General features: G+C 73.0%; 10 protein-coding genes. 5 read left to right on the forward strand and 5 right to left on the reverse strand.

All coding sequences use genetic code 11. The features are described 5' to 3' along the window. Positions 1-165 precede the first annotated feature (165 nt). On the forward strand, positions 166-459 hold the full coding sequence (locus tag BMY74_RS19950; protein WP_143091632.1) for a hypothetical protein: 294 nt from the start codon (positions 166-168) through the stop codon (positions 457-459). A 9-nt stretch (positions 460-468) separates the two neighbouring features. Here BMY74_RS19950 and BMY74_RS19955 read toward each other — a convergent pair whose 3' ends face one another. Both BMY74_RS19955 and BMY74_RS19960 read right to left on the reverse strand, forming a co-directional pair. Next, positions 469-1536, reverse strand: a complete 1068-nt coding sequence (locus tag BMY74_RS19955) for an NAD-dependent epimerase/dehydratase family protein (protein WP_089918070.1) — start codon at positions 1534-1536, stop codon at positions 469-471. Between the two features lie 51 nt (positions 1537-1587). Further along, positions 1588-2322: a DUF1990 family protein gene (locus BMY74_RS19960; protein WP_177229830.1), complete on the reverse strand. Its 735-nt coding sequence runs from the start codon at positions 2320-2322 to the stop codon at positions 1588-1590. A gap of 183 nt (positions 2323-2505) precedes the next feature. On the opposite strand from BMY74_RS19960, the gene BMY74_RS19965 reads away from it, so the two are divergent. The 4 genes from BMY74_RS19965 (at position 2506) to BMY74_RS19980 (ending at position 7640) form a co-directional block, all read left to right on the forward strand. Beyond that, positions 2506-3180: a DUF2306 domain-containing protein gene (locus BMY74_RS19965; protein ID WP_089918074.1), complete on the forward strand. Its 675-nt coding sequence runs from the start codon at positions 2506-2508 to the stop codon at positions 3178-3180. A 31-nt stretch (positions 3181-3211) separates the two neighbouring features. Continuing rightward, complete coding sequence (locus BMY74_RS19970; RefSeq protein WP_342717462.1) at positions 3212-5827, forward strand: AAA family ATPase; 2616 nt, start codon at positions 3212-3214, stop codon at positions 5825-5827. Between the two features lie 79 nt (positions 5828-5906). Next, positions 5907-6722 carry an SDR family oxidoreductase gene (locus tag BMY74_RS19975; RefSeq protein WP_089918078.1) on the forward strand — a complete coding sequence of 272 codons (816 nt, stop codon included), beginning with the start codon at positions 5907-5909 and terminating at the stop codon, positions 6720-6722. 15 nt (positions 6723-6737) lie between these two features. Beyond that, complete coding sequence (locus tag BMY74_RS19980) at positions 6738-7640, forward strand: LysR family transcriptional regulator (RefSeq protein WP_089918080.1); 903 nt, start codon at positions 6738-6740, stop codon at positions 7638-7640. Here BMY74_RS19980 and BMY74_RS19985 read toward each other — a convergent pair. The 3 genes from BMY74_RS19985 to BMY74_RS19995 are packed head-to-tail and all read right to left on the reverse strand — an operon-like array spanning position 7620 to position 11443. Then, complete coding sequence (locus tag BMY74_RS19985; protein ID WP_245786248.1) at positions 7620-9641, reverse strand: iron ABC transporter permease; 2022 nt, start codon at positions 9639-9641, stop codon at positions 7620-7622. The two genes, BMY74_RS19980 and BMY74_RS19985, sit on opposite strands and share 21 nt — an antisense overlap. 2 nt (positions 9642-9643) lie before the next feature. Continuing rightward, on the reverse strand, positions 9644-10600 hold the full coding sequence (locus BMY74_RS19990; RefSeq protein ID WP_089918082.1) for an ABC transporter substrate-binding protein: 957 nt from the start codon (positions 10598-10600) through the stop codon (positions 9644-9646). Positions 10601-10624: 24 nt separating this feature from the next. After that, entirely contained in the window at positions 10625-11443 is an 819-nt protein-coding gene (locus tag BMY74_RS19995) for an ABC transporter ATP-binding protein (RefSeq protein ID WP_177229831.1), read from the reverse strand. Positions 11444-11509: the final 66 nt, after the last annotated feature.

The following is an 11509-nucleotide window of genomic DNA, read 5'->3' on the forward strand; positions in this document are numbered from 1 at the left end:
GCGCGGATCTTCGAGTTCGAGGTCTACGCCGGTTAGCGGATGTGCTCCTGGCCGGGCCGTGCTGCCCGGTCAGGAGCGCTTCTCCCGATCCACATCTGATCGACAAACGGTCGACCTCCTTGCCCCACAGTGCTTTCGTCACGCACCGAGGGGGAGGATCCAGCCATGCCGTCCCTACGAGCCGGCACGATCATGAAGTGCGCGCACAAGCAGGTCGTCGTTCTCGAGACCGGGTTGAAGGAGGGTGACGAGGAAGCGGCGCGGATCGCCCCGCTCAGCAAGACCACACCGCCCAGCGGACCCGCCGTCGAGTTCAAGGACCGCGTCTACGGCACCTATTGGGTGCTCGTTGGTCAGGTGAGCACGGTGCGGGCCGCGAGCCTGGTCACTGTCTGGGGTGGGCCCGACAAGGTCAACCCCGCCGTGCTGAAGGAGGTCCTGCAGGTGGCCGGCAAGTAGGACCGGAGCTCAGAGCTTCGCCAGGCGGACCGGCACGGAGCCGCGCGGCTCGGTCCTGAAGCGGTCCCTGCGCAACGCGGGACTGGGCCACGCGGTCCCGTCGGCGATGCCGGCCGCCTGTTCGCGCACGCAGTCCGCACTGGACTTGCGCGGCACCCAGCCGAGCTCCTCGCGGGCCCGGGTGGTGTCGATGAGCGGAGACCTGGTGCCCACGTCGAACCACCCCGGTGACATGCGCAGGGCCCGCAGCCGCCACAGGACGCCGACCACCGCCTTCACGACGCCCGCGGGGACGGGCAGTCCGCGGGCGCCCACCGCGGAGGCCAGGTCGTCCAGCTCCAGCGTGTCCGCGGCGACGTTGAACGGCCCGCGGGCGCGCGAGCGCAGGATCCGCACGATCGCGTCACCGACGTCGTCGGCGTGCACCAGTTGCACCCGCAGCGGGGACGGCAGGGGCAGCACCGGGATCCGGCCCCGCCGCAGCAGGCCGAACAGCCGCCGGGGCACCAGCGGGTCGAGGAACAGCGCGAGGAAGCTCGCGGACGCGCCGGCCTGGGCCACCAGCGTCGGGCGGACGAGCGCCACCGCGATCTCCGGGTTCTCCTCGGTGAAGCGCGCGACCTCCGCCTCGGCCTCGCTCTTGCCCTCGCCGTAGGCGGAGCCGGTGATCCCCGTGGTCGCGGCCTGTTCGTCCACGGTGGACGTCGGTGCGGGAGCGTAGACCGCGATCGACGAAACGTGCACGACGTGCGGGACGCCGGCGCGGCGGGCGGCCCTCAGCACGGCGGCGGTGCCCTTGAAGTTCGTGCGGTGCATGCGGGTTCCGTCGCGAACGGGCTGGAACATCCACGCCAGGTGCACCACGGCGTCGGCGTCGCGCAGGACGTCGTCGAGCACGTCCGGCGCGTCGTCGGAGGCGAGGTCGCAGCTCCGCCACGTCACCGAGTCGTACGGCGCCACCGTCCCAGGTGGACGGCGGCACAGGCCGACGACCTCGTGTTCGGCCCCGTCCGCCGCCAGGGCGCGGACCAGACCGGTGCCGACGTTGCCGGACGCGCCGGTGATCACAACCTTCACCTCGAACCTCGTTCCCGCTCTTCGGACTCCTGTCGCGGGCGTGTACCCGGGCTAGGGGCCGGTATGCGCGGGGTCCGGGTCGCGGGCGCCGTCGAGCACCGCGATCGCCCAGAACGGTTCCCCGCCGGAACCGGCGTCCCGCGGCACCTCGACGACGTCCTCGTCACCCGTGCGCGTGTCCGTGACCTGCGGTTGCTGCGCCAGTCGGCGGAGGTTCTCGCCGACCGAGGTGTAGAACCGGTGCTGGGCGCGCCTGCCGAAGAAGAACCAGCCGAGCCGGATGAACGGGTGGGCGCGCGGGTTGACCTGGTTGTAGCTGTTCACCTCGAGCGTGACCACGCCGGACTCGAGGTCCTTGACGACGCGGTAGTCGACCCGGCCGCGTTCGATGTGCCCCTGCAGCGTCTCGTAGCTCCAGCCCCACGAGTAGCGCACGCCGTCCTCGTCGAACCCGGTCTCGGTGATCCGCACGCCCATGACGAACCTGGCCAGCGCGAACCTGCCCACCAGCAGCAGGTCCTTGCCGAGCAGCGGGTCCTCGCGCCGGTAGTGGGCGCGCAGGAGGCCGGCTGGGGTGAACGCGTACGCGGCGACCTCCTTGTAGGCGTGCCACCACACCGAGTCCTCCTGCGGGCGGCCCGGCGGATCGGTGCCGAGGACGAACCTGTGGTGGTCGAAGTGCCACGCCGACCCGCGGATCTCGTCGGGGTCGTAGTTGACGGACCTGGCGCGCAGACCCGTGACGACGTCGTGAACAGGGAGTTTGCTCGCCCGCATGATGCGCATCCAGGCCGAGTACCCGCTGTGCGCCGAATGATCCTGGACCCGCGAAATAGGCATGTTGTGCCGATGCGGCCCGGCGGGGACCGGGTCGATGATCAAGCCGCGGAACGCATCCCCCGCCGTGCTGCGCGGTGACGGCCCTGCGTGTCCGCTCCGATCACGTCGCACAGGGAGTTGGGATCACGCATGTCCACTGCAGTCGTGTCGCGGACCGCCGGAAAGCGCTGGTGGTGGTTCCTGTGGGGACTGCTCGCCCTGGGCGCCCTCGCCACCGCCGCCGTCTTCGTGCCCCCGTACCTCGTCGGGGGCACGACCGTGCCGGGCCTCGACCGGATCACGCCGGGCTACTACACGAGCCTCGTGATCCACGCCGTGCCCGCGGGCATCGCGCTCGTCACCGGTCCGTGGCAGTTCATCCCGAGGCTGCGGACGCGCTACCCGCGTCTGCACCGGGTGACGGGCCGCGTGTACCTGGTCGCGGTCGTCGTCGCCTCGCTCGCCGCCGTGTACTCGTCGGCGGTCACGAAGAGCGGGTTCGCGTTGCAGGTCGCCTTCTTCGTGCTGATCGTGGCCTGGCTCCACACGGCCGCGAAGGCGTACACCTCGATCCGGCGGCGTGAGGTGCGGATGCACCGGATCTGGATGATCCGCAACTACGCGCTGACGTTCGCCGCCGTGACGTTGCGGCTCTACCAGCTGCCGCTGATCGCGCTGATGAACTCGGTGACGTGGCTCGAGTACCGGGAGGTGTACACCACGAGCGCGTGGCTTTCCCTGCTCGGCAACGTGCTGGTCGCCGAGTACTTCATCGTCCACCGGTTCCTCGAGGGCCGGCGGGAGGCACCGGCGAGCACCGCGTGACGCCTCGACCGTCAGAATGAACGGCGTGGCGATGATCGGCCGGGCCGGCGAGACGCGTCGTGTCGGCGAACTCGTCGGCCACGCGCGCCAGAGCCGTGGTGGTGCGCTCGTGCTCACCGGTGAGGCGGGCATCGGCAAGAGCGCGTTGCTGGAGCACGCGGTGGGCGCGGCCTCCGGCTTCGAGGTGCTGCGGGCGACCGGGTCGGAGTTCGAGCAGGAGCTGCCGTACTCCGCGTTGCACCAGCTGTGCGTGCCGGTCCTCGGCCACCTCGACGCGCTGCCCGCACCGCGCCGGGAGGCGTTGCGGATCGCGTTCGGCCTGGCGGGCGGGACACCGCGGCCGTTCCAGGTCGGTCTGGCGGTGCTCGACCTGCTCACGTCGGTGCGGCGGCCGGTCCTGTGCGTGGTCGACGACGCGCAGTGGCTCGACGCGGCCTCGTCGCAGGCGATGGCGTTCCTCGCCCGCCGGGCAGGAGCGGACGCCGTGGCCGTGCTCCTCGCCGTGCGCACGCCGTCCACGGTGGACGCGCTGAGTTCGTTGCCGCGGCTGCACGTCGGCGGGCTGGGCGACCGGGACGCGAAGGCCCTGCTGGCCGCGCGGCACCCGTTCCCCCTCGACGACCGGGTCCGCGACCGGCTCGTGGCCGAGGCGAACGGCAACCCGCTCGCGCTGCTCGAACTGCCGCTCGCGGGCGGCTTCGCCGTGCCGGACTCGGTGCCGTCCCGGGTCGAGGAGGGGTTCCGCGCCCGGCTGGCCGGGCTCCCGGACGACGCCCGGCTGCTGCTGACCATCGCGAGCGCCGACCCCACCGGTGATCCCGGCCTGCTGTGGCCCGCCGCCGAGGCGCTGGGCGTCGGCGGGGCCGTGGACGACGCCGCCGGGCTCGCCGAGTTCGGCGCGCGGATCCGCTTCTGCCACCCGCTCGCGCGCTCGGCCGTCTACCGCGCGGCGTCCGGCGGCGAACGCCGTGCGGTGCACGCGGCTCTGGCCGACGCCACCGACGCGCTCACCGCGCCGGACCGGCGGGCGTGGCACCGCGCGCAGGCCTGCGCCGGGCCGGACGACACCGTCGCCGCGGACCTGGAGCAGTGCGCGGCACGGGCCCGGTCACGGGGAGGCGTCGCGGCGGCGGCAGCGTTCCTCGACCGCGCGGTCGCCCTGACGCTGGACGGACGCCGTCGCGCCGAACGCGCACTGGCCGCGGCGGAAGCATGCGTCGAGGCGGGTGCGGTCGACCGCGCTGCGGACCTCCTCGCGACCGTCGAGACCGCGTTGCTGGACGGGCCCCGGCACGCTCGCGCCGACCTGCTGCGGGCCCGGATCGCCTTCTCCCGCCCCGGTGACGACAGCGGTCCGGTGTGGACGGTGAGGGCGGCGCGACGGCTCGTCGTGACGGCACCCGGCCAGGCGAGGGAGTGCTTCCTCGACGCCATCGAGACGAGCTTCGTCGTCGGACGTGCCGGTGGCGTGGTCGAGGAGGTCCTGGCGTCGGCCCGTGCACTGGCACCGGAACCGGGCACGCCGGACCTGCTGTCCGCGCTGATCACGTGGGCGTCGGACGGGTACCGCGCGGCGGTGCCGGTGCTGCGCGCCGTGCTGCACTCCGACAGTGGTGCCCTGTGGAGCAGGCGGCCGGCGCTGGCATCGATGATCGGCACGGAACTCTGGGACCTCGACACCCAGTTCGCCATCGCCGAGTGGCTGCTGAAGGCGGGCCGCGAGTCGGGTTCGCCGCTGCTGCTCAGACTCGCCTTCGCGCAGAAGGCGACCGGCGCGGTGTTGTGCGGCGACATGGCGGAGGCGCTGGCCGCGACAGCCGAGGAGGAAGCCGTCGCCGACGCGGTGGGCGAACCCCCGTTGCGGCACCACCGCCTCCTGCTCGCGGCGATGAGCGGCCGCCGCGAGGAGACCGCGGAGCTCCTGCGGGGCTTCGGCGGAACGGGTCACGTGGCGAGCCTGCACTGGAACGCGGCGCTGCTGCACAACGGCGTGGGCGACCACGAGGCCGCCCTGACCGCGGCCAGGGCGGCGACCGGCCACGGCGACCTCTTCCTCACGGGCGTGGCCCTGCCCGAGCTGGTCGAGGCGGCGGTCCGCTGCGACCGGCCCGGGGAGGCGGCGCAGGCCCTGGAGGCGCTCACCGAACGCACGCAGGCCACCGGCACCGCTCTCGGCCGCGGGGTCACCGCCTACTCCCGAGGCCTCGTGACGGGCGCCGAGGACGACTACAGGGAGGCCGTCGAGTCGCTCGCGGACAGCCCGCTGCGCCCGTACCGGGGCCGCGCGCACCTGCTCTACGGCTCCTGGCTGCGTCGCGAGGGACGCGAGGAATGCGTGCGCGAACTCCGCACGGCCCACGACCTGCTGTCGACCTCCGGCGCTGACGCGTTCGCCGCACGCGCGGCCGCGGAACTCCGCCTGGCCGGGCACGGCGTCGCGCACCGGCCAGTGCAGGCCCACGACACCCTGACGCGGCAACAGGTGGCCGTCGCCCTGCTGGTCGCGTCGGGGGCGACGTCGAACGAGGTCGCGAGCCAGCTGTTCGTGAGCAAGCGGACGGTCGACGCGCACCTGCGGGCGATCTTCGCCAAGCTCGGGGTGACATCGCGACGGCAGTTGAAGGACCACCCGGGGCTCGCGCCGTAGCGAGCCATGCGTTGCCCGCATGGCTCGCCTGCGAAACCATCGCTGGTGCTCATGCCCCGGCGTTCCTAGCGTGGAACGCATGTCCACATGGTTCATCACAGGAGCGTCCAGGGGGATCGGCCGCGAGCTCGTCGAGCAGGTCCTCGAACGGGGGCACCGCGTCGCCGCCACGGCACGCGACCCCCGCCGTCTCGACGACCTGGCGGAGCGGTACGGCGACCGGTTGTGGCGCCGCGCTCTCGACGTCACGGACACCGCACAGCTCGAGCAGGTGCTCGGCGAGGCGTTCGCCGACCACGAGCGGGTCGACGTGGTGGTGTCTAACGCGGGCAGCGGGGTGTTCGGCGCGGCCGAGGACCTCAGCGACCGTCAGGTCGAGGACTCCATCGCCACCAACCTCACCGCGTCGATCCAGGTCGCACGCCGGGCCGTGCCGCTGCTGCGCGCGCAGGGCGGTGGGGTGCTCGTGCAGGTGTCGAGCATGGGCGGGCACATCACGTTCCCCGGCTTCGCGATCTACCACGCCACCAAGTGGGGTGTGGAGGGCTACTTCGAGGCGCTGGCCACCGAGGTCGCGCCGTTCGGCATCAGCACGGTGCTGGTCGAGCCCGGGATGGTCCGCACGAGTTTCTACGAGTCCGCGCAGCGCGTGCCGGTCAGCGAGCCCTACCGCGGCGGTCCCGCGGACACGTCACCGCCGCCGGTCGAGTCCATGCCGGGCAGTCAGTCAGGCGTCGCGAACGCGGTGATAAATGCCGCGCTCTCCGACGCACCACCGTTGCGGTTGCTGCTCAACTCCGACGCCTACGACCTGGTGACGGGCGCGGTGCGGGAGCGGCTGGCCGCGTTCGAGGCGCAGAAGGTGTCGGCGCACGCCGCGGACCACGAGGTCTGACGCGATACTGGCCGCATGGCGGAGATGACCTTGACCGGGTTGCGCGTCGTCGTCGAGGTCGCGCGGCGGGGATCGTTCACCGCGGCCGCCGACGCGCTCGGGTACACGCAGTCCGCGATCTCCCGCCAGGTCGGCGCGATGGAGGCGGCGGTGGGCAGCCCGCTGTTCGAGCGGTGGGCGCGCGGGGTCCGGCCGACGACGGCGTGCGAGGCGCTTCTCGGGCACGCCAGGCAGGTCGTCTCGCACGTGGAGGCCGCCGAGCTGGAGATCGCGGGGCTGCGCGACCGGATCGCGGGCCGGCTGGCGGTGGGCGCCTATCCGACGGCGGCGGCGAGCCTGGTGCCGCAGGCGATCGCGCGGGTGAAGGAGAAGCATCCCGCGTTGACCGTCCGGCTCGGGGAGGCCGGCAGCCCTGTGGTGCTGCGACGGCTGCGGGCCGGGCGGGTCGAGGTCGGCGTGATCGCGGTCGGCGACGGTCTGCCCGACTACGACCTGGCGGGGTTGCGCACCGAGTCCGTGCCCGTCGCGCGGGGTCTCGGTGTCGCGGTGGCGGACGGGCACCCGTTCGCCGGTCAGGCCGAGGTCGACGTGCGCGACCTCGCGGGCCAGGTGTGGGTCGTGGGCACGGGCGGGGAGGGCGACCCGCAGTTCGGTGCGTGGCCGACCCTGTCCTCGCCCGTCATCGGGCACGAGGCCAGGACCTGGCAGACCCGGCTCGGCCTCGTGGCCGCCGGGCTCGGTGTGTCCGTCCTGCCCGGACTGGCCGCGGACGTGGTCCCGCGCGGCGTCACGTGGGTCCCCGTCCGCGACGACGGTCTGGCCGAACGGCGCCGGACCGTCGTCGTCACCGGGCAGGAGCGCTCCCCCGCCGCCGAGGCGTTCGTGCGGGCGTTGCGCTCAGGTCCGGACGGCGCGTGACCGCCACAGCACCAGCACGAAGTACGGCGTCCCCACCAGCGCGATGACGAGCCCCGCCGGTACCTGCGCCGGAGCGATCACCGTGCGCCCCAGCGTGTCCGCGGCGCTCACCAGGATCGCGCCGATCGCCGCCGCCACAGGGATCACGCGGGCGTGCCTGCCCCCGACGAGCGAGCGCGCGAGGTGCGGTGCGACGAGTCCGACGAAGGCCACGACACCGATCGCGGCCACGGCCGTCGCCGCGAGGACGCCGCACGCGGCCAGGATCACGACGCGCGACCGCTCCAGGGGCATGCCGAGGATGCGGGGCGTGTCGTCGTCGATGCCGTGCAGGTCGAGCTCGCGGTGCCGCGACCACAGCAGCGGGGTCAGCACCGCCAGCGCGATCAGGCCGGGCACCACCTGGTCGAGCGTCCGGCCGTAGGTCGAGCCGGACAGCCAGGTGAGGGCCTTGGCCATGTTCCACGGGTCCGACGTCACGATCATCAGCGTGATCAGCGCCATCCCACCGGACCAGAGCCCGATGCCGATGATCACCAACCGGTCCGAGTCCAGACCCGAACGCCAGGCGAGGCCGTAGACCAGCACGAACGCGACCAGAGCGCCCGCACCGGCGGCACCGGCGATCTGCCACGCCCCGGCCAGCGGCACGAACGTGATCAGCGAGATGGCGCCGAGGCCCGCGCCCGCGGTGATGCCCAACAGGCCCGGTTCGGCGAGCGGGTTGCGGCTCACCGACTGGATCCCGCAGCCCGAGACCGCCAGCGCCGCGCCCGCGGTCATCGCCGCCAGCACGCGCGGCAGGCGCTGGTCGAGCACGAACGTCAGCGCCGTGCCGGTGCGGCCGGACACCCAGTTCGCCAGGTCGCCCAGCAACACCAGCCGATCACCGAACAGCATGCCGACGACCGGGGCGGCCACCAGCAGCACCACGACCGCGACGCCGGTGACGACGAGACGGCGACGCGAGCCCGCCACTCCGACACGACCTGCCGGAGGCTGCCGGCGGGTGCCGCCGGGACGGCTGCGGCGAGCGAGCCACACGAGGACCACCGCGCCGACCACCGTGGTGATCACACCGGTCGGCACGCGCAGCGCCTCCGCCGAGCCCATCGCGGCGCGGAGCAGGACGTCCGCGCCGAGCACCAGCACGACGCCGAGAAGGCCCGACAGGGGCAGCAGGACGCGGTGCCGCCCCTCCCGCGACATCAGCAGTCGCGTGATCACCGGGGCGCACAGGCCGACGAACCCGACGGGGCCGGCGACCGTCACCGCCGCGGCGGTCAGCGCCACGGTCAGCAGCACCGCGCCGACGCGGGTGCGGCGGACCTTCAGGCCCACGACCGTCGCGTTGTCGTCGCCCAGGGCGAGAACGTCGAGCGACCGTCCCATCGCGACCAGCGCGATCGTCGCGGCGAGCACGATCGGGGCCATCTGGGCGGTGGCGTCCAGGTTCGCGACGCTGAGCGAGCCGCTCCCCCACGCGAACAGCCCGGACGTCTCCTGCTCGTAGGTCAGCAGCAGCAGGATGGTGATCGACTGCAACGCGAGCGTCACGGCCGAGCCGATCAGCACCAGCCGCGGGGTCGCCGATCCGGCGCCGGACAGGCCCAGCACCACGGCCGCGGCGGCAAGGGCGCCCACGAACGCCGTCGCACCGGCGGGCAGCGTCGGCAGCGTCAGCCCGAAGGCCGACACCGTGACGACCGCGAGGTACGCGCCCGCGTTCACGGCCAGGGTGTCCGGTGCGGCCAACGGGTTGCGGGCCACGGACTGCATGCCCGCGCCCGCGACGCCCAGTGCCACACCGAGCAGCAGTGCGGTCAGCAGGCGCGGCACCCGTGAGCCGGTGAGCACCGCGTAGGTCTGCTCGTCACCGGCACCGACCAGGGCGCGCAGGACGTCGAGCACGCCGGTGTCGGCGGTGCCCTGGGTGAGGTGGACGGCGGCGAGCAGGACGATGACGACCAGGCTCGCCGCCGTGACGACGGCGTTCCTCACGGTCAGGAGAGCGCCTTCACGAACTGGTCGGCGATGCGGATGACGGACTTGGGCCCGCCGAACGTCCAGGTGCCGGGCTCGAACTTGTAGACCTTCTTGGCCGTCACGAACGGGAGCCGCTGCCAGACCGGGTTCTGCGCGAGGCCGGTGGTGAAGACGTCGTCCTCCGACGCGCTGTAGAACAGCACGGTGTTCGGGTCGGTGAGCGCGGTCAGGCCCTCGACGTCGGTCTGGCCGAGCGCCCACTGCGGGTCGACCTGGCCGGTCCACGCGTTCTTCAGGCCGAGCGCCTCGGCCGTGTCGGAGACGAGCGAGCCCTTGCCGAACGGGCGGATGCTGACGGTGCTGCCCTCCAGGTAGCCGTCGGCCATGAAGAACGGCGTGCCCGCCTTGGCCTGCAGCGCCTTCCTGCCGTCGGCGAGCTTGGTGTCCATTTCGGACAGCAGCTGGTCGGCCTCCGCGGTCTTGCCCATCGCCTGGGCGATCATCTTCACGTCCTCGCGCAGGCGGTCGAAGTTGCGCGCGGCGTCACTGGACTTCGTGACGACGACCGGCACGTACTTCTCCAGCTGCGGCACGACCGTCGAGTCGCGCTCGGCGGCCATCACCACGACGTCCGGGTTCAGCGCGACGATCGAGTCCACGCTGGGCTCACCGCGCTTGCCGACGTCCTTGACCGAGGCGTCCAGCGCGACGGCCGCGTCCCACGTCTTGTAGCCCGCGGTGTCGGCGACGCCCACCGGCATCACGCCGAGCGACGCGACGATCTCCGCCTCACCCCACTCCAGGGCGACGACGCGCTTGGCGGCGGACTTCAGCTCGACCGCCTTGCCGCGCGAGTCGGTCACCGTGACCGGACCGCCCGCGTTCTCGGTGGGCGCGCTCGACTGCGGTGACTCCGTGGTGCCGCAGGCGGCGAGGACGATCGCGGCGGTCGCGACCAGGATCGGGATGCGCATGACAGGTTCTCCAGGAGGGGTCGTTCAGGGGCGGGGTGTGTGCCTGCCGACCGGGCGGCAGTGCAGGGTTCCGGTGACCGGGTCGTCCGCGACGTGCACCACGACGCCGTACGCCTCGGTCAGGTGTTGCGCGGTGAGCACCTCCTTCACGGTCCCGCTCGCCAGCGCCCTGCCCCGGGACAGCAGGACGACGTGGTCGGCGACGATCGCGGCGTGGTCGAGGTCGTGCAGGACGACGCCGACCGCCACGCCGTGGTCGTCGGCGAGGTCGCGGACGACGTCGAGGATCTCGACCTGGTAGCGCAGGTCGAGGTGGTTGGTCGGTTCGTCGAGCAGCAGCACCGAGGTCTGCTGGGCGAGGCACGAGGCCAGCCACACGCGTTGCAGCTCGCCGCCGGACAGTTCGTCGACACCGCGGGAGGCCATGTCGCTCACGCCCGTCATCGCCATCGCCCTGGCGACGGCGGCCGCCCCGTCCGGGTCGACGCCGCGCCAGCCGGAGCGGTACGGGTGGCGCCCGTAGCCGACGACGTCCGCGACCGACACCCCCGACGGCGTGGGCCGCTGCTGGGTCAGCAGGGTGACGTTGCGCGCGAACTCCTTGCCGGACAACGCGGATCCGCGCCAGACCGCCCGGTCGCCCAGGTGGACCTCGCCACCCTTCGGCCGGTGCAACCGCGCGAGCGACCGCAGGACGGTCGACTTGCCCGACCCGTTGGGGCCGACCAGCGCCGTGACGGCACCCGGCGTCAGCTCCACCGAAACGCCGTGCACGACCTCGTGCTCGTGGTGTGCGAGCACCAGACCGCGCCCGGTCAGCACCACCCCGTCCGTCTCCAACATGAAGGGGAGCCTAACCTAACAGTCAGGCTCCTCAGACGGGGCGAAGCTCACAATTCGTCCACGAAG

The organism is Lentzea albida (assembly GCF_900111005.1).
Lineage (GTDB): Bacteria > Actinomycetota > Actinomycetes > Mycobacteriales > Pseudonocardiaceae > Lentzea > Lentzea albida.